Genomic DNA, 18,356 nt, shown 5'->3' with positions numbered 1-18,356 from the left:
GGGCATCGTCCCCTCGCACGCGGCGTGTCGCCGCGGGGACCGTGCGCAGCGAATCGCGCGCGCGGGGGCTACGGGCGCTGGGAGAAGCGCTCGAGCAGCTCGCCCTCGCCGGCGACCACCAGCAGGTCCTCGGGGCCCACCACGGTGTCGGGGCTGGCGTACTCGAACTCCTCGCCCGCGCGCTTGACGCCGATGACGTGGACGCCGTAGTTCGCCTGGAGGTTGAGCTTGTCGAGGGTGAAGTGGTGCGTCTCCTTGGGGGCGCGCATCTTCACGACGGTGAAGCCGTCCTCGACCTCGATGTAGTCGAGCATGTTGCCGCCGACGGAGTGGGCGATGCGGGCGCCGGCCTCGGCCTCGGGCAGGACCACGTGGTGCGCGCCGATGCGCTCGAGGATGCGCTTGTGCTCGGTGGAGGTGGCCTTCGCCCAGATCTCGGGCACGCCCACGTCGACCAGGTTGCCCGTGATGAGCACGGACGCCTCGAGCGAGGTGCCGACGCCCACGACGGCGGCGGCGAAGTCCGCGGCGCCGATCTGCTCGAGCGCGCGCGGGTCCGCGCCGTCGGCTTCGACGCACGGGATGCGCTTGGACCAGCGCTCGACCACGGCGGGGTCGCGCTCGACGCCCAGCACCTCGACATCCATGTTGTCGAGCGTGTCCGCGATCGCGGAGCCGAACCGGCCGAGCCCGAACACCAGGACGCCGGCGCGGGACGAGTCGTTGCTAGCCAATGATCGGCCTTTCTGACGGGTACCGGATGACCCGGCGCTGACGGTTGAGCATGAGGGCGGAGGCCAGCGTGAGCGAGCCCACGCGGCCCAGGTACATGGTGATGATCAACGTCATCTTCGCATCGGTGTCGATGTCGCCCGTGATGCCGGTCGACAGGCCGCACGTGGCATACGCGGACACCACCTCGTACAGCGAGCGGTCGAGCGGGATGTCGGTCTGCCACATGAAGATGCCGGTCGCGACGATCACCACGAACAGGCCCATGAGGGTGATCGAGACCGCGACGCGCAGGACCTCGGTGCCGATGCGCTTGCCGAAGGCCTCCATGTCGCGACGGCCGCGGGCCTCCGCCCACGCCGCGAGGACCAGCACGGCGATGGTGGTGACGCGGATGCCGCCCGCCGTGGACCCCGAGCCTCCGCCGATGAACATGAGGACGTCCTCGAGCAGCCAGGTCTGCTCGCGAGCGAGCCCCACATCGAAGGACGCGAAGCCGCCCGATCTCTGGTTGATCGACTGGAAGAACACGTTGCCGATGGTCGACCCGGCGGAGTGGTCGCCGAGCGTGAGCGGGTTGGTCCACTCGAACACCGCGAGGAAGGACGCGGAGATGAACGCGAGCACCGCGATGGTGACGAGCGTGAGCTTGGTGTGCAGCGTCCACCGGGACGGGCGGCGCTCGCGTAGGAGGTTGAGGTAGACCGGGTAGCCGAGCGCGCCGATGAACACTCCGAGCCCGATGGGCACCAGCATCCACAGGTCCTTCGCATACGGGTAGAGGCCCACGGGGTCGGGGCTGAAGCCGGCGTTGTTGAACGCCGAGACGCCGTAGAACAGCGAGTACCCGACCGACTTGGCCCAGCCGTAGTCGAGGGTGAGGAAGCGCGGGATGAGGATCGCCGCGATGGTGAGCTCGACCGTGGTCGACACGATCACCACCGTCCGCAGCAGCGAGCCGAGGTCGCCCAGCCCCGAGGCCCGCGACTCGCCCGCGGCGAGGATGCGCTGCGTGAGGCCCAGGCGCCGCGACACCGCGAGGCCTGCGAGCGACGCGAGCGTCATGATCCCGAGGCCGCCGACCTTGATCGCGAGGCCGATGATCGCGAGTCCCCACGGCGACCAGTAGGTGCCCGTGTCGACGGTGCTGAGGCCGGTGACGCAGACCGCGGAGGTGGCGATGAACAGCGCGTCGATGAACGGCGCCGACTTGCCGTCCGCGGTCGCGAACGGAAGCTTGAGCAGCCCCGTGAACAGCAGGATCGTGAGGGCGAACGCGCCGAGGGTGAGGCGTGCCGGCGACTCGAGCGCGACGCGGTCGAACCACTCGCCGACAACGTCGCGAGCCGTGCGCAGGCTGGCCATCGATCTCCTCACCGCCGGGGCGTGTCCGCCCTGCTTGATGCCCCGCGCGCGAGCCTATCCCCCACCACCATCTTCGGCAGGTTCCCCACACTTCACAATGGTCACTTCTGCCCCTACAGTTGAGAGAGCATCCGGCCGATGAATGCGCAGGACGCTTCGAGAGGGACGAGACAACATGGCCGAATCGCCACGCACCACCTTTCTCACGGTCGCCGAGGTGGCAGAGATGGTGAGGGTGTCGCGCATGACGGTGTACCGCTGGGTGCACTCGGGCGAGCTGCCCGCCGTGCGCTTCGGGCGGTCGTTCCGCGTCCCCCAGCAGGCGGTCGAGCAGTTCATGGAGCAGGCCGCTCTTGCGGGCGGGTACATCCTCGAAGATGACGACAAGGGCACCGGCACGGTAGGCTAGGTCCTTGTCTGTCGCGTCCAGCGCGGCCTGGACGCTGGCGTGCTACGGCACGCCTCGCACTTAGTGTCAAAGAACGAGGTAGGTTCCGTGGGTTCCATCATCAAGAAGCGCCGCAAGCGTATGTCGAAGAAGAAGCACCGCAAGCTGCTTCGCAAGACGCGCCACCAGCGCCGCAACAAGAAGTAATACCAGGGGTTTTGCTTCTGACCTGAAAGCGCGGCGAACGGCTCATGCAATTCGCGTGCGATTCAGGACAGTCTCAACCTAGCCCCGACGGCTCGCTGAGGCGAGTGCGGACACGCCCCCTCTCCCGCTCCGGTGGGATCGAGGGGGCGTTTTCGTGCGTCAGCGGTGCCTGAGATGCGCGCCGCTCGTCGAAGCCCGGGCCGGTCGCCGCTCGGGGTGCCTCTGGATGTTGGGCGTTCTGGGCCGTGTGGATACCTTCACGGCGGGCAACGTGCCCTTCGGGCCCGTGTGTGGCCCGGCAACCGCTGGAGGTGTCCTTGATGTTGTGGTCGATCGGGTCGAGGTCCACGGACGACGTGGTCGCAACTGGGGGCGCGAGGTCCTCACTCGCGACCGGTGCAGCAGCGCGGCGAGAGCAACCTCGCACGGGCGCGGGCGGCCTGACTGCAGGGGCACTCCTGTCGAGCCGCGCTCATGTGACCTACGCGGAGGCCACAGGCGGCAGTGCCCGCGTTGAGGCGCTTCTTGGTGTCCTTGCCGGCCGACAGAATCATCCATCGCGCTTTGAGGTCAACGTGCTGGGGAGTCACGTGGTGGCGTTCGTCGAGGGTGGGCGGCGGGCTCTTGTTGGCTCGCAGCGTCAGCCCGACGAGCGTCGTCGGACACGCGAGACAATGGTCTTTGCTGTCGAGGAGGTGCTCGCGGGCCGCTTGACTATCGTGGCCGCAGCCGAGGACCTCCAGCTTCACACCAACTCGGTGACACGTTTGAAGAACCAGTACATCCTTGGGGGCCGGCTCGCTCTCGAGCGCGCGCTCGGTGTCCCGGGTACGTCGTCCCCGTCGGGTGAGACCCCGTGAGAACGGCGGTGAGGCCGCTGGCGTCGCCGCTGTTGCCTTCAGAGGTGGCAGTCACATTGTCGGATCCGACCTGGGCCGCGATGAGCGAGGCGTCACGGTCGATTGGCTATCTCGACGGCGTCCACAGGGGCCTTTTCAGTGATGCGGGCACGTGGGCCATCGCGACGCACGAGGCGGTCGCCTCCGCGACGATTGGGTTCGGCGAAGTGAATGTCCGCAAGTTCCGCGATGCGTTCGTTCGGCGCGAGTACGCGTTGGACATGGACGACGCGGCGACGGCCGCCGCTGGCGGTCTCCAGGCGCTAGTCGGACTGACGCCGCAACACGTCGCCCGCTGGGACGACAACGAGTGGGCGGTTGTCGGCAGCGTGGTGAGAGGCCAGAGGTCGGTGTTCCGGCAGACGGGTTCCCCGATCCGGTCGACGGCGTTCGTTCCGGAGATCGTTCGCGCACTCAAGGACCGTCGTGTGCCGCCAATGGTGCAGGCCGCGATCGCGACCATGGTCGTGGCAGCCAGCGCGCCAGAAGACCCCTGCACGGGAATCCTCGCGCGCCACCTCGGCCTGGCGGTGCTCGCCCGGGCTGGGGGCTGCGTTGACCTCCGCTTTCCGCCGGTGTCGATGGGTCTTCTCGCGGCGCCAGGCTCGTGGGACACGATCGCGCACGCGCTTGTCGGCCCCGGCTCGGCCGACGCGGCGCGCCTCGACGCCGCGATGAACGCGTACTTCAAGGCCATCGCGCACGCCACCCACGCCGCGGGCTACTACGTCGAGTCCGCGGCGCGTGTCGTGTCGAGGGAGGGCGGTTCGGCGCGCACCCGAAAGAACGAGCTGACTCGAACTCAGGAACGCGTGCTTGATCTCATTGTCGGCCTGCCGGCCTTGTCGATGCGGCAACTTGTCGCGCTCACCGGTCTGACGCCGAGAACCCTGACAAGAATCGTTGAGGTGCTGGCTGCGCGCGACGCGATCGTCGTGCGCGAGAAGCCCGATCCGGAATGGACCGTGGTGCGGGCACGCAAACCGTTCGGGATCTTCGTCGATAGCGTCAAGTTCTACCCCGTGAGCGTGGGTGCGCCGTGGCCGGAACGCGAGGACTGGCGGGAGGTGTCGACCTAGCGTCCCGCATGTTCTGGCAGTGCTCTGGCGTGCGCTGGTATGCGCGCACGGCCCCGCGCGCTCGCGAGCTGCGAAATGGCGGCCAGTCCCACAGACCGCCGTGCCGCACCGCCCCGAGCCTGCGCGCGAGACGCTTCGCGACTCGGGAACGCGTCGACGCGTGCGAGATGAAGGACCGCGATGCGGTCGAGTTCAGGTTCAATGTGTAGTTCCGGTTCAGCATCTGGGTGCCGAAGCCAGTTCGTCCGGTCGGTCTCCTCGCCGCTGTGCGGCCGCTATGTGTTGGCCTGCGCGAGCCTGTGAACGTGGCGGCTGAGGGAGCCGACGCACGTCATGTGGCAGCTGGCTCACCGCGTGGGAGTTCCATCGCGCGAGGCGGCCTTGGGCGTCGCCGATCCGTCGCGACGCTGTGTGTCGATAGCGCGTGGTGAACGAACAGGTGACGGTCGGAGTTTAGGCTGCGAGTTGCACGGCGGATCTCGTGGTGGTCTCGAACTCGACGGGGGTCAACCCTCCGAGTCGCTCTTGGGGCCGCCGCTGATAGTAGGTCCGTCTGATCCCAGTCACGAAAGACGAGTTGAGTAGGACGATGAGCCAAGCAGTTTCTTATCGCACGGCGCACGTGGGCCTGGAGTTGCGGCGCGCGTCTTGGGGTTTGGTGCTGTTCGGTGCGTTCTGGGTTGGCTCCGCCGTCGTGGCCTGGGTTATCGCGGACTCGTCGAACGGCGGCGATGGGCTGCGGTCGAAGGCCGTGGCCGCGATCGTAATCTTCGGCATTTTGGGGCTCATGTTCCTCGCGATGGCGACCGTGCGCGTGCTTCAAGCCGCGCTCCGCATACCGGTGCTGCGGTTCCGGGAGACTGGCGGCGAGGTCACGATCGCGGCACCAGCCGGCCCGTACCTGTGGAGCACTTGCACGGTGCCTGTTGGCGGGACGCTGACGGTGGCAGACGACCCTCGGTTCGCTCACCGCCGATCGGCGAGTCTGCGTATCGCGCCGGCGCATGGTGGGCGAGGATCAGTCACGGTGGCCGTGCACCGCGAGATGCTCGACTCGGTACTGGACGATCTGACAGCGGCGACAGGCCGATGGTCCGTCACGATCACCCGTTCGAATGCGAGCACGGTGCGATGAAGTGGCCATGGACGCGCGTCGGCGCAGTCCCGCGCACACATGATTTCCCGTGTCCGTGTTGCGGGCACCGAGTCCTGGACGAGCCGGGACTGTACGAGCTGTGCCCTGTGTGCTTCTGGGAGGACGACCCTGACCAGCTGCGCTGGCCGTGGAGTTCCGACGGTGCCAATGGCGTGTCGCTTCTTCACGCGCAGCGATCGTATGTGGAGTGGGGTGCGGTGCACCCGGACTACACGGACAAGGTGCGAGCGGCGCGCCCTTCGGAGCCACTCGATCCCGGCTGGCGACCGATCGACGACCGCATCGACAACTTCGAGACCGCGATCGATCGCACCGCCGCATGGCCCGACGATCTCGCTGAGCTCTACTGGTGGCGGGACACATTCTGGCGGCACTCGCCCCACCTAGGTGGCGGCTGATCCCCACCGGATGTCCCGTGCGCAGTCGCGCGCATCCGCTACGCGACTCCCGCAACTTGGTGACGGCAACTCCCAGTCGCCTGAGGATGGCATCTACTCACTCCGCGAACGCCCTCGGCGATCGACCGTAGCGTCCGGTGAGTGCGCCGTCTCCGCTTGGATGCCATGTCCCGTAGGGTCGGGCACCAAGGCAGAACCCACGCCCGAGACCATCCCTGAGGATGCCTAGATTCATGAGTCAGTCAACTGCGATCATCTCGCTTGTCGCGACCGTGCTGATGTTCGCCGGGTGGTGCTGGGCGGCCATCCTCTTTGCGCGTCGGTGGAACGACTCTCGCTATTGGGCGGGTTACCGGGAGCGGCTTGTCAAGGGCTATGGCGAGAGTGCGGGCGGGCGGATGTCACGCTCGTACCCGCAGGGGGTATTCACGCTCGCGCCCGTGGTGCTGTGCGCGGCAGGCGCGAGTTCCCCGTTGGTTCTTGGCTACGCTCGCGGTGTTACCGATCCCGACATGCCCGATGCTGCTGGCGCGGTGGTCCTTCTATGTCTCGGCCTCATCGCATTGAACCTTGTCCTGTTTTCCGCGCCTTGTCTCTTCGGGAGGCCGCGGGTCCTCGTGCCTCCGGCGCTACGTGACTAGGTGACGCGCCCACGAGTGCGGCTCGGTCACTGGATGGTGAGGTAGGACCCCTCACGGATCGTGAGCCGGTGCTCGATGCAGAAGTCGCGCACGTCGCTCCAGTCGACCGTGTGGTGCGCGAGCGCGATGAGTGCGGCGCGGAGGTCGTCGCGGTCGCCGAGGTCGTGGGTGAAGTTCGTGAACTCGAATGGCGCAGCGGTATCGCGTGTGGTACCGGTCATGCGACCTCGTCTTTGGCTGTGCCTGCCGGCGACTCGCGTACGGCCACAGCGTCTTCGTGGAGGCGTGTCATCAATCTGCGGGGCAGGTGCACGGTTTGGAAGGTGGCGGACTCCATGACCTCGACCCATTCGCGCAACGGTGCGAGTGCGTCCGTGTCGTCGTGGAACGTGGCGTCGTCGAGCATCTGCCATGGCGACCTGTTCTTGCCGCGTTCGAGGCGGCACGTGTAGTAGTCGAGGTTGGGCGCCTTGCGGCCCAGCTCGATCTCTTGGATGCCTTTCGTCAGGTACCTTGCGACACGTTTGAAGTCACCTTCAGTGCGGCCGATGCGGGTGTAGGTCTGCACACCGGGCTCCGCTGCGCAGCCGGCCTTGTCGGCAAGGTCGGCCCATACGGCAGTCTCGACCTGCTTGAGTTTGTCGGCCTCCGTGCCGGTGATGCCTCGGTTGAGGATGTAGAGCAGGTGCAGGTGCACGTGCCATCCGTGCTCGCCGTGGATCGGGTGCACGACCTTGACGAGTCCAATTTTGCCGGCGGCGGCACGCGCCGTGCGGGACCGTTTGCTGGCGCCGAGCTTCGTGTTGAGGTCTCTAAGGATCCCCCACCGCTCAGAGAGGGTCAGTCCAAGCGGGAAGGCGAGGGACAGCGACACCATCACCGAGTCGCCGCCGAGGGTGTCGTTGTCGGCCAGCAGCATCTGGATGGCGTCGCGCTGTTTGCGCAGCCACCGTGGGCTGCAGGTCGGGCAGGTGTACCTGCGCTCGCACATCCACAGGCCTCGAAAGGTCAGCCGGCCGTGTTCGAAGACCAGCCGAACCGAGTTGTGTCCTCGCTTCAGGCTGACTCCACACACGCGGGCTCCGGCGACTCGCAGCGTCGCAAGCAGGCGCGCCATCGGCAGTTTCCGGCTGAGCTGGTGGAGGTGCCTGGCGAGAGCACTGTTGTCGTCGCCGGTCACTGTGCCACCCCAGGACGTCGGCGAGGGCAGGGGGCAGAAAGTGTTCGGCTAGACATAACGAGCCAGGAACGGGTGCGCGGGCGCATCCGCGCGCGCGATGGCCCCGTGTGCGAGGGCGCGCGACAGTGTCAACGGTGCAAGCATGGAAAGTTCCGATCAAGTGGAGGGTGCACGCCATCGCCGACGCACGAGGCACGCACGTCGTGGGCGTGGAGAGTCAAGGCGTCGTGGCGCGACGCACCGGCAGGCGCCGGCAGCGGGTGTATTCAGGCGGTAGGGTCTGGCTCGGACTGCTCGTCCAGCCAAGAATCGACATCGCTACGTCTGAACAAGAGCCGCTTACGATCTGCGCGGATGCTTCGAGGGCCACGCCCGGACGAACGCATGGCGTAGATCGTGGACGGCGTCGTACGCAGCAGCTCCGCGAGTTCGTGGACGGTCAACAGCTCAGGTGTCATCGGGACTCCTCAGGTCAGGCGGGACGCCCCCGTGGCGACCCGCTCACACTTCCAATCGCCCGCAACGTCGCGGATGTGAGGAGAACTGCGAGGAATCTGCCCGGATCTCTCCAGATCGCCTAGGAACCAGGGGTTTTGCTCCCGAAGTCGTCGGGGCTGTCGGCCGCGGCGTGGATCTTGGGCTGTGGGCAAGCCGCGCGCGCAACAGACCCACCGTCTTGCCACCTGCGTCGCTTCCGCGTCGCGTCGCCCGGAACCATGGGCTGTCGAGTACGCCAGCGGGTGCGGGGTCGGCCGACAGCGAGCTGTGGGCCGACGCACGAGCACAGAATGTGAGCACCCATATGGGGAGGGCGCACTCCGCTCGCGGCCCTAGTTTTGATGCAAAACACGCTCAGATCGCGCCGATCCGTGCGCCATCGAGCCGACTGATCTCTCACAACACTCGAGGCCGACCGCAAGGCGCGTCCGGGGGGTGCCAGTCGCACTCGGGACAGCTCATCACGCGGCCACCATTGGGACCAGCGCTCCGCGGCCAAGTGACGGTGCTTGCAGCGAGCACGATTGCGCGGTGCCCTGGTCAGAGCGCCGCGTAGCGGCCTACGCCGTTCAACGCGTTATACAGCGTCTGCCTGCTGACGCCGAGATCGAGCGCGACGCGAGCGACCGGCACACCGCGCGACTCGATTGCCACCCGGGCCGCCTCGATCTGTTCGGCGCTCAACTTCGGGTTCCTGGCGTAGACCCCGCGCGCCTTCGCCAGCGCGATCCCCTCGGCCTGGCGCTCTCGGATCGTCGCGCGCTCCAACTCGGCGACCGCGCCGAGAATCGTCAGCATAAAGGTGCCGTGAGCCGAGGTTGTGCTGAGGCTCGGGTGATCGGTGAACTCGACCTGCACCCCCTTAGCTGCCAGTGCCTCGATCAGCCCGAGCAGATCGGTCGTTGACCGCGCCAGCCGGTCGGCGCTTTTCACGCGAACGACGTCTCCCTCGCGCACGTACGCGAGCATCGCCTGCAATTGCGCGCGCTCGGTGCTCTTGCCGCTCGCGCGGTCGATGAAGACCTTGTTGACCGCGCCCACCGCTGCGAGCTGACGCGCCTCATTCTGATCCGCGGAGCTGACGCGCAGGTATGCGACAACAACCTGTCCGCTCTGTCCATTGGTCTCTAGAGCCATGGACAGAAGTGTCCATGTGGGGTCTGACAGGCCCCGATTGACGCGCGAGCGCGATGTCGCTCGCGGCGTCCAGCTAGGTACACCCCGGGATACAACCCCGCCAAGGTCCGCGGCGACGGGCGTCGGCGCTACAGGGGTTCCACTTCCGTACGCGCGACTTCCTCGGGTCCCCGTCGGACGGTCGCCCCCTCAAGTGTCGCGTCGGGCACGGCGACCCATGCATGCTGTGGAATCTCTCACATTGGCCGCATGGATTTGACGCTCAGTGCAACCCGTCGCTTGCCTGGTGTTTTGGCCGTCGCTACGTTGTGCGCATCGGTCCTGGTGGCCACCTGATGGGGGAGTTGTAGTGCGCGTTCGTTTTGCTGCGGTGCCTGGGGTGTTGGCGGTTCTGGTGGGGTTGGCGGTGCCGACAGCAGGGTCGTCGGCAGCGGCGGCGGCCCCGGAGGCCTCGATCGATATCCTGACCACTGCCGCGGCGACTGCCGCAGCGGACATTGAGGATGTGCCTCAGGGGCCCCCGTTGGGGGCTCCTGAGGTTGTTGATGCGGAGGCGTCGGCGTCGTCGGAGGCGGAGTCGTGGGTGGATCCTGTCGCACCTTCCGAACTGCTCGAGGTTGCGCCCGCGCCCAAGGGTGAGGCACCGCTGCCGGACGAGGTGTTCGACCTCCAGGCGGCTTCGCCGGACGTGCTTGACGATGCGATCAGTGCCGACGCGGTGGCCGAGCTGGACGCCCTTGGCGTGCTGGGTCGTGAGGGCGACGATGTCCCTGTGGCGGAGGTGGGCGACGAGGTGCGGTTGCGCAGTGTCGACGTGGACGGGATGATTCCTGGCGCGTCGGTGGCGTTCACGCTGCGCCACGCGGACGCGATCGCAGACGCGTCGTGGGCGGAGCTGGTGGTCGATCCTGACGCGTTCGCGGGGGCGTACGGGTCCGACTATGCCGACCGGCTCGAACTGTGGGCCTTCCCGTCGTGTGCCCTTGATACGCCTGAGAACCCTGAGTGTTTGAACGGGACGCGCCTGCCTGACGACGTCGAGACCGACTCGGGTGCGCTGGTGGTCGAGGTGCCGATCGACCCCATGGAAGGAGTATCCGGGCCTGCGCTCGCCTACGGGGTCGGCGGAACGCCGCATCTGGGCACCTCGCAGGATCTCCTGGCAACGCTCGCTCCGTCCCGCGGGTTTGTCCAGGCCACCTCATCGGGAGCGACGGTCCTGGCGGCCGTCGCTGGCTCGTCGAGCGACGTGGGCACCTTCACCGCGACGGACCTGCCTGCTGCAGGCACGTGGGGCACCAGCGAAGGGACAGGCGCGTTCACATACTCCATCCCGTTGGAGCTGCCGCCGGCGAGTATCGGGAGCACGCCTGGATTGGCGTTGAACTATTCCAGCGCCGCCGTCGACGGGCGAAGCCTGGCCAGCAACGGTCAGGCGCCCGCCGTGGGAGAGGGCTGGGACTTCTCCACCGGCTACATCGAACGGCTGTACAAGTCGTGCGCCGATGACAACTACACCGCTCGTGCGGGTGATCTGTGCTGGTACTCCCCCGAAAGCGCCGACGCTGAGGGTGCCGCCTACGTCATGAACTTCGGTGGTGCCAGCTACCCGCTGGTGTGGGACGGCGACAACCGGTACCGCACCGCAGACGACACGGGCTGGCGCATCACGCACCACACGGGCGGTAAGGCCACCAACGATGACAACAACAACGAGTACTTCAAGCTTGCCCTGCCCGACGGTTCACGCTACTTCTTCGGTCTGGGCGAACTTGATGACGGCACGGTGACGAACTCGGTGGCGACCGTGCCGGTGTTCGGTGACGACTCCGGCGAGCCCCGCTGCGGCGGAACCGCCGCGTCGAACTATTGCATCCAGGGCTACCGGTGGATGATGGACGAGGCCATCGACCGCAACGAGAACGCGGTGACGTACCGCTACGCGCTCGAGACCAACAAGTACGCCGTCGGCGGGGATGCGTCGACGTCGGTGTCGTACACGTCCGCGGTGTATCTCAGCGAGATCCGTTACGGGCAGCGCTCGTTCGACCTGACCAACTATGAGGTCAAGGTGCTCGTCGATACCCGCTACCGGTGTGTCGAGCGTTCGGGAACGTCGTTCAACAACTTCGATGACAACGCCTCATGCCCGTCCAGGACTGTCGCCAACGCCGGCTCGTTCCCGGACGTCCCCCTTGACCTCAAGTGCACGTCCACGTGCGCGTCCTCGCAGGACTCACCCACGTTCTTCACCGCGCAACGCTATGACGGTGTGCTGGTCAAGGTGAAGAAGACTGGTGGTGGATGGATGTCGGCGTACCGTCACCAGTTCGGGTTCGCCTTCCCCGCCACCGATGACGGTTCGGCACGGTCGCTGTGGTTGGACACCGTCCAGACCCGCTACTACACCGACGGTGACACGACCGACTATTCGCATGGGTACGCGTACGACTTCGATGGCGCCCAGCTGAAGAACCGCGTGGACACCACCTCGACCAGCCGAGCGCTGGACAAGCGGCGCATCACGAAGATCTACACGCCGCTGGGCGCACGCATCGACGTCGACTATGCGAACGCCTACGACCCACAGGATTCCCGCCACTGCCCGATGGGTGGATCGTCCAGCAGCAGCTTCATCGCCTGGTATCCCGACGTCGATGGAGCCTGGGATCAGAACACGTGGGACTGCTACCCGGTCTACTTCGACCCTGACGGTGACGGTGGTTCCCCGCCGGGTTTTGGCGTCTTCCACAGGTATGTCGTCGAGTCCGTCGAGCAGGTCGACCTCGTGGGCGGTGCACCGACCCAGACCGTCAACTACCGGTATATAGGCAACCCGGCATGGGCCTATCAAGACTCGCCGCTGACTGCGCGCGGCAGCGGCACGCAGACGTGGAACGACTACCGCGGCTACACCAGGGTGATCGCCACGCGCGGCTCGGGCGCGGACGAGGTCGAGACCGCGACCCAGTACTTCCGGGGCATGAACGGCGACTGGAACGTCGGCGGCACCACGAAGGACGTGAAGATCGGCAACTTGGTCACCGGCAACGACGTCACCGACGCGCCCGCCAAGCGTGGCCGTGTTCTGTCCGTACAGGTGCGCAGGGCCGACGGCAAGATCATGTCGACCTCGACGACGGCATACAGCACCGACACGACGGCCGACGGCCCCGGTGTCCACGATGCCGTCGCCGTCATGGTCGACCGTGTCGATACCGCCGAACGCGTTTTGGATGCGAACCTCGATGTCACGTCGGACTGGCGCAGTACGCGGGTGTCGACGACATACGACGGCGCGTACCGGCCGATCGAGGTCAAGACCGACTGGGGCGTCGTGGGCTCGGGCGACGTGGTGTGCACCGAGACGTCGTATGCGACCACGGTCGGCAACGACGACAGTTTCACCTCACTGTCCAATGACGGCGCCTGGGGTCAGACCTACTATCAGTGGTTCGTCGAAGAGGTCATCACCCATGACGGGAACTGCAGCGACGGCGTGACGACTGCCCGCACGCTCAACTGGTTCGACGGCGCTGAAACGAAGATCGGGCAACACCCGATCGACGGCAACGTGACCACGCAACACACCTTCACCGACGACACCCACAAGTCGTCCACCACGACGACGTATGACGCGCCCGGGCGTGTGCGCACCCAGGTCTCCGCCAGCCAGTACGACGCGACGAACCCCGCGAAGACCAAGTACGACTACTCGGACCTCGGTGAGTCGCCGCGCACGGTGACGACGACATCGACGTCACCGACCTCGCCCACGTTCACGGCCGAATCCACCTACGAGGTCGTATTCGGCCAGCCCATCCGTGTCGAGAACGAGCAAGGCCAAGCCACGTTCTACCGCTACAACGAACGAGGCCAGCTCGCCGACGGATGGGCGCCACGCCAGTCGCTCAACGCGGACGACTTGGACACCAGCCGGGCACGCACCGTGCACTACAACTACTCGCCCGCCGCCTCGGTGGGCGCCTCCAACGTGGAGCCGGCCTGGGTCGAGGAAGTCGTCGCTCCGGACAACAACACGATGAGCCCCCAGCAGCGCACCCTGACCTATTTCAACGGTGCCGGTCAGCCCATCGAGGTCCACACCCCCACCAAGAACGGTGACACCGGCCGGCTGGTGAGCGTGACCCGCTACGACGAGATCGGTCGCGTCGCCGAGCAGTCCGAGCCCTACGCAGGAAAGATCGCCTACTCCAGGACCGGGTCGCCGGCGAATCCCAACTCGCTGGCCGACGCCCCGGCGCCGTACTCGATCACGACCTACGACTGGGCAGGGCGTGCCATCCAGGTGGCACGCAAGGACGGCGGCACCTACCTGTCGGGCACCACGTCCGTGTACCGCGGGGATCGCACCACGACGATCGCGCTGGGACGAGGACGCGTCGTGTCGTCCGCATCGACCACTCGCTTCGACGAGCGCGGCCGCACCGACCTGGTGCGCCAGCACCAGGGATGGGACACGACCACCGGCGCTTCCACCGGATCCGACATCGTCACCACGTACGCGTACTCGGTCAACAATGCGACCGGCGCGTCCAAGGTGACCATCACCGACGCCGCCGGAGCAGCGACCGTGACCACCACCGACGTCGCCGGCCGCACCATCACCCTCAAGGACCCCAACGCGGGCACGAGCACCTACACCTACGACGACGACGGCAACATCCTCGAGGTGACATCGCCCGCCGGTGAGATCTCCATGAGCTACGACACGTGGGATCGGATGCTCACGCGTGTGGCGAAAACCACGGGCGCCTCGACACCCGACGCCACCACCACCTGGCACTACGACACCTCGACCACAGGCGCGAACCCGCTCGCGGGCATGCTGTTCGAAACCACCCACACCACCACCGCCGGCACCGTCACCTCACGCGTCGACACCGTCGACGATTTCGGAGCCGTCACCGACACCACACAAGAGCTCCCCGCCGACACTGCGCTCGGCGAGCTTGCCGGCGTCAGCTACTCGACGTCGACCACGTACGACCAGTGGGGACGAGTCAAGACCGCTAGCTTGCCCGCCATTGGCGGCTTGGCCGCCGAGACCGTCACCACCACCTACGACGCGTGGAGCCGCCCCGCAACCCTCACCTCAGGTGCCACCGACTTCGTCACGGGCAAGACCTATCTGCCCGACGGCAAAACGGCCACCCGTACCTACGGCAACGGCGCCTCCAGCCTGTTCACCTACGACACCGCAGGACGCGTGGACAGGATCGCGGCACTGCTCAGCGACGACACCACCCTGCAGTCCAACTTCTACAACTACGCCGACACCGGCACCCTCGAATCCATGTGGAACGGCGTGGCACGCCTGCGTCAGTGCTACGAGTACGACGGCTACGTGCGCCTGACCCAGTCATGGACCCAGAAGGGCGACTGCGACACGACCGCCGCCACCACAGAAGCCAGCTGGAACGTCGGCGCGACCGCATACTCCAACACCTGGTCCTACAGCGCCACCGGCCGGATCACCGCCGCCACCACCTCCACCGGAGACGGCACCACCGCAACCACCGACGCCCGAACCTACACGTACGCCAGCAACGCGCATCCGGCAGCCGTCACCGCCACCACCGGCACCAGCAGCAACACGTACACGTACGACGACGCGGGCCGCATGATCACACGCACCGACCCCACCGGCAGCGGCACCGACACCCTCGCATGGGATCCGCTGTCCAACCTCACCTCAGCCGGCGACGAGACCTACCTCTACGACGGCACGGGACAACGCATCGCCCGCATCGTCGGTGATGCTGCAACGGTATGGATCGGATCAGACGAGATCACCGACCCCGACACCACCACCACAGGCACCCTGACCGCCACCCGCACCTACACATCCGGTGGAGCCACCGTCGCCGTACGCCACGCCGGCGACGTCAACCACGACAACATCGACGACACCGGCATCCAGCTCATCTTCAGCGACCTGCAAGGCTCCGCCGAAGTCTCCCTCGACGTCACCCTCGAGGGCGGCGTCATCCAGGAAGCCACCACGACCACGGTCGCGAACCAGCAGGCCTACAGCCCCTACGGCACCACCCGCGGCAGCAGTAACCTCACCCAAAGCCGCGGCTGGCTCGGACAAATCGAAGACACCACCAGCCCTGATGGCACCACCGGCACAGGGCTGACCTACCTCAACGCCCGCTACTACGACGCGGAACTCGGACGATTCATCTCACCCGACCCGATCCTCATCCCCGGCGACCCCCGCACCCTCGACCCCTACATGTACGCCGGCAACAACCCCATCACGTACGTCGACTCCACGGGCCTCGCGATGATGTGCGCCGACGCGGGCACCACTTGTGGCGCTCCAACGGTTCAAGGTTCCACACCCTCGAACTCTGCGTCGAAGTCCGGCGCAACGGCGGTTGATGTCGCATCGTACGCATGGGACGCTGCGGTGGACTACGTATCTGGGTCGCTTTCAACCACTCGAGAGACTCTCACGGGTGTGTTTTACATGTCCGCGGTCGGGCCGGCCGTAGATCCGGCCGGCACCGCGCGGTACTACTACGGCGAATGGATGTCCTTCACGGCCGACCGCGACGAATTCGGGTATGCGATTGCGATCGACCGTCGTCTAAACCCGGTCCATCAACTCCTTGAGGCTGGCGACAGCTACGTGAACGCAGTCTCTCGAGCGGATTCTTACGAGGCCGGGCGGTCAGGACAACAAACTGTCCTCTCATTCGCAAGCCTCCTTGCTGTCGTTGGTCCCGGAGCCAAGGGAATGAGTCCTCGAGGTGTTGCCGCAAACAGCGGTATCGGCTTCGCTGAGGGCCTCGGTAAGACCGCACTGACCCCAGGCCGCCTTCAGCATGGGACCAAAAACCTGACCAAGGCGGGTGTCTTGCCGGCATGGTCGGGAAAGAACAGCCCCGGCGTCATTGAGCGGGCATTCGTGCCGATCCTCGAGCGGCCCGCCGCCACCTTCGATCACACCCTCGGTGGAACGCGCGTACGTGGATTCCTCGGCGACATCGATGGCAATCAGGTTGCGCTGTTCGTCTACAAGGAGGGCCCATTCCAAGGTCAGCTCGCATCGTCGTTCGTCCCGTCGGGGAACCAGCTCAAGATGTGGGGCGTGCCGTGACCACGCCGTTCGCTCGAGACGCGCTAACGATCTTCGTCGCAGGTGACGAGAAGCCAGGGCTCATCGCCTATGGGTTGACCGCACCTAGTGAATGGCGAGACGTCAGCTTCCCCGCTGACGCATGGTTGGCCCATCCAGAGGCGGAGGCCTTTGACCTTCACGGTGACCATTGGCGCGTCCATGGGTGGGAAGTGCCGATCGTCATCTGGCCTACCGGATTCGAATTTCAAGCCGCCGTCAATCGCACACTTGACGCGCTAATTCGCGGTGGCTGTCGAGTAGCTTGGATAGGCGCTGAGGGAGTTCCCTTCTGCGACCCGCCCGGACTCTTTGACCCTGAATGCATGGCTGGCGGCGTGCTCGCCTGGATGACTGACGATGGCCGCTTTGATTGCCCGCTTGACCCCGACCGTGCGCTCGCACCCATAAGCGACGACGAGCTTCTGAGACTGCGGGCGCATTCGCACGGCCTGGCGGACGACTCGGGCGGTGACACGTGATGGCGCTGCTCCGAGTTGTCGCGATGTGTCTCACCTCCCTGCTGCTCTCCTTGGCGGTGCCGACAGGTGTATCAGTGGCCGCGTCGCCAGTTGCTCACGGCCTGGTCTACACCTACGACGGCACCCACATGTCTTCGGTGACAGCCGATGCTGCCGCAGAGCGAGGCCCGCCCGCGTCGCTGGCACGCAACTTCACCTACGACGCCGTCGTCCGTTGGTCGCACGGCGCTGAGGTGCGCCTAGACGAATCGGCACACGTTCCGACCACCATCTATGGCTACCCGGGCGCGGTCGCGCAGGGCAGCAAGCCCATGACTACGACGGGTCGCCCAGTCGAGGACGGTGGTGGGGATCGTTCCGAGTTTCAGCGGACGGGTGTTGCCGCAAAGACCGTTGATGACATCCTTCCCACACCACAGGTAGGAAGCACCAAGCTCCAGAACCTCGTCAACAACCTCTACAAGGGCACAACGAATCCGAACCGAGTCGGGAACGGCACGACGATGGATGCGATCCGAAACGAGATCGCCACGGGTGTCCCGACTGGTGGCCGCATGCACACGATCAAGGGTCAAGAGACTGTCCAGGGGCTGAACAACTGGCTGCGACGCAACCCTGATGCGGCCTACTACGACCGGCTCGTCGCGCAGAGTCTCGCTGATGAACTCTCCCTCGTCCTTCGAGGCAGCATGCCATGAGCGCCAGCACCGAAGCCACGATCAACAGGCTCATCGCTGACTACATAGAGCTCGCGCCACTAGTCGATGAGTCGCTGGAGGACAACGAGGGCGAACTACTGCCCCACCTCGTCCTTGCTGACGTGGTGCGCTGGCTGGCTGAGCATGTTGAGTCGGAGCGCGACATATGCCGCTCGATTCTCGACTGGCTGGAGCGTGAGTACGAGAGTGGTCCGGAAGACGTGCGGGGGCTCATCGCCGTCAGCGGGGTTGAGATGATTCCCGACCCGAACCAGCCGGGATCCTTGCTGCGCGAGTGGCTCGGCCCTGCATTGCGGAGGGTTGATCCGTGGCTCGCCTAGTTGTA

At 66.2% G+C, this 18,356-nt stretch carries 16 protein-coding genes; 10 read left to right on the top strand and 6 right to left on the bottom strand.

Annotation, left to right across the window (positions count from 1 at the left end; translation table 11 throughout):
• Positions 1-68 precede the first annotated feature (68 nt).
• The gene (locus AOM01_RS12875; protein WP_062294233.1) at positions 69-734 is read right to left on the bottom strand and encodes a potassium channel family protein; all 666 of its coding nucleotides are present in this window, start codon (positions 732-734) and stop codon (positions 69-71) included.
• Positions 727-2,097 carry a TrkH family potassium uptake protein gene (locus AOM01_RS12870; RefSeq protein WP_062294231.1) on the bottom strand — a complete coding sequence of 457 codons (1,371 nt, stop codon included), beginning with the start codon at positions 2,095-2,097 and terminating at the stop codon, positions 727-729. The genes AOM01_RS12875 and AOM01_RS12870 overlap by 8 nt, the downstream gene beginning before the upstream one ends.
• A gap of 175 nt (positions 2,098-2,272) precedes the next feature.
• On the opposite strand from AOM01_RS12870, the gene AOM01_RS12865 reads away from it, so the two are divergent.
• From AOM01_RS12865 to AOM01_RS12845, 6 genes are all read left to right on the top strand, one after another.
• A complete protein-coding gene (locus AOM01_RS12865; RefSeq protein WP_062294229.1) occupies positions 2,273-2,506 on the top strand; it encodes a helix-turn-helix domain-containing protein in 234 nt (77 codons plus the stop codon).
• An 87-nt stretch (positions 2,507-2,593) separates the two neighbouring features.
• Complete coding sequence (locus AOM01_RS14270) at positions 2,594-2,692, top strand: 30S ribosomal protein bS22 (RefSeq protein ID WP_074789180.1); 99 nt, start codon at positions 2,594-2,596, stop codon at positions 2,690-2,692.
• Positions 2,693-3,168: 476 nt separating this feature from the next.
• Entirely contained in the window at positions 3,169-3,552 is a 384-nt protein-coding gene (locus AOM01_RS14505; RefSeq protein ID WP_156155983.1) for a hypothetical protein, read from the top strand.
• Between the two features lie 44 nt (positions 3,553-3,596).
• Positions 3,597-4,670: a winged helix DNA-binding protein gene (locus tag AOM01_RS12855; RefSeq protein WP_156155982.1), complete on the top strand. Its 1,074-nt coding sequence runs from the start codon at positions 3,597-3,599 to the stop codon at positions 4,668-4,670.
• A 589-nt stretch (positions 4,671-5,259) separates the two neighbouring features.
• Positions 5,260-5,805, top strand: a complete 546-nt coding sequence (locus AOM01_RS12850) for a hypothetical protein (RefSeq protein ID WP_156155981.1) — start codon at positions 5,260-5,262, stop codon at positions 5,803-5,805.
• Positions 5,760-6,224 (top strand): CPCC family cysteine-rich protein, encoded by a 465-nt coding sequence (locus tag AOM01_RS12845; RefSeq protein WP_369401592.1) that lies wholly within the window; start codon positions 5,760-5,762, stop codon positions 6,222-6,224. Before AOM01_RS12850 ends, AOM01_RS12845 begins: the two co-directional genes overlap by 46 nt.
• 667 nt (positions 6,225-6,891) lie before the next feature.
• On the opposite strand, the gene AOM01_RS12835 is transcribed toward AOM01_RS12845, so the two are convergent.
• The 4 genes from AOM01_RS12835 to AOM01_RS12820 all read right to left on the bottom strand — a co-directional run bounded on the left by AOM01_RS12835 (position 6,892) and on the right by AOM01_RS12820 (position 9,680).
• On the bottom strand, positions 6,892-7,086 hold the full coding sequence (locus AOM01_RS12835) for a hypothetical protein (RefSeq protein ID WP_062294218.1): 195 nt from the start codon (positions 7,084-7,086) through the stop codon (positions 6,892-6,894).
• Entirely contained in the window at positions 7,083-8,045 is a 963-nt protein-coding gene (locus AOM01_RS12830; protein ID WP_062294217.1) for a hypothetical protein, read from the bottom strand. Before AOM01_RS12830 ends, AOM01_RS12835 begins: the two co-directional genes overlap by 4 nt.
• 266 nt (positions 8,046-8,311) lie before the next feature.
• Complete coding sequence (locus AOM01_RS14830) at positions 8,312-8,503, bottom strand: helix-turn-helix transcriptional regulator (protein WP_062294215.1); 192 nt, start codon at positions 8,501-8,503, stop codon at positions 8,312-8,314.
• A gap of 580 nt (positions 8,504-9,083) precedes the next feature.
• Positions 9,084-9,680 (bottom strand): recombinase family protein, encoded by a 597-nt coding sequence (locus AOM01_RS12820; RefSeq protein WP_062294213.1) that lies wholly within the window; start codon positions 9,678-9,680, stop codon positions 9,084-9,086.
• A 349-nt stretch (positions 9,681-10,029) separates the two neighbouring features.
• On the opposite strand from AOM01_RS12820, the gene AOM01_RS12815 reads away from it, so the two are divergent.
• Genes AOM01_RS12815 through AOM01_RS12805 form a run of 4 tightly spaced genes read left to right on the top strand, consistent with a single transcriptional unit; the run spans position 10,030 to position 18,351 of the window.
• A complete protein-coding gene (locus AOM01_RS12815; RefSeq protein WP_156155980.1) occupies positions 10,030-16,812 on the top strand; it encodes an RHS repeat-associated core domain-containing protein in 6,783 nt (2,260 codons plus the stop codon).
• On the top strand, positions 16,809-17,312 hold the full coding sequence (locus AOM01_RS14500; RefSeq protein WP_156155979.1) for a hypothetical protein: 504 nt from the start codon (positions 16,809-16,811) through the stop codon (positions 17,310-17,312). The genes AOM01_RS12815 and AOM01_RS14500 overlap by 4 nt, the downstream gene beginning before the upstream one ends.
• The gene (locus tag AOM01_RS12810) at positions 17,309-18,010 is read left to right on the top strand and encodes a hypothetical protein (RefSeq protein WP_156155978.1); all 702 of its coding nucleotides are present in this window, start codon (positions 17,309-17,311) and stop codon (positions 18,008-18,010) included. The genes AOM01_RS14500 and AOM01_RS12810 overlap by 4 nt, the downstream gene beginning before the upstream one ends.
• The gene (locus AOM01_RS12805; protein WP_062294208.1) at positions 18,007-18,351 is read left to right on the top strand and encodes a DUF7674 family protein; all 345 of its coding nucleotides are present in this window, start codon (positions 18,007-18,009) and stop codon (positions 18,349-18,351) included. The genes AOM01_RS12810 and AOM01_RS12805 overlap by 4 nt, the downstream gene beginning before the upstream one ends.
• The last annotated feature ends 5 nt before the right edge of the window (positions 18,352-18,356 follow it).

It is taken from the genome of Demequina phytophila (assembly GCF_000971135.1).
GTDB lineage: Bacteria > Actinomycetota > Actinomycetes > Actinomycetales > Demequinaceae > Demequina > Demequina phytophila.
The sequence above is the reverse complement of the archived record's forward strand: the minus strand, read 5'-3'. Positions and strand labels throughout refer to the sequence as shown.

Coding starts and splice junctions, on each gene's coding strand:
- AOM01_RS12870 (WP_062294231.1), bottom strand. CDS start 2,097: ATGGCCAGCCTGCGCACGGCTCGCGACGTTGTCGGCGAGTGGTTCGAC.
- AOM01_RS12865 (WP_062294229.1), top strand. CDS start 2,273: ATGGCCGAATCGCCACGCACCACCTTTCTCACGGTCGCCGAGGTGGCA.
- AOM01_RS12850 (WP_156155981.1), top strand. CDS start 5,260: ATGAGCCAAGCAGTTTCTTATCGCACGGCGCACGTGGGCCTGGAGTTG.
- AOM01_RS12845 (WP_369401592.1), top strand. CDS start 5,760: ATGGTCCGTCACGATCACCCGTTCGAATGCGAGCACGGTGCGATGAAG.
- AOM01_RS12835 (WP_062294218.1), bottom strand. CDS start 7,086: ATGACCGGTACCACACGCGATACCGCTGCGCCATTCGAGTTCACGAAC.
- AOM01_RS14830 (WP_062294215.1), bottom strand. CDS start 8,503: ATGACACCTGAGCTGTTGACCGTCCACGAACTCGCGGAGCTGCTGCGT.
- AOM01_RS12820 (WP_062294213.1), bottom strand. CDS start 9,680: ATGGCTCTAGAGACCAATGGACAGAGCGGACAGGTTGTTGTCGCATAC.
- AOM01_RS12805 (WP_062294208.1), top strand. CDS start 18,007: ATGAGCGCCAGCACCGAAGCCACGATCAACAGGCTCATCGCTGACTAC.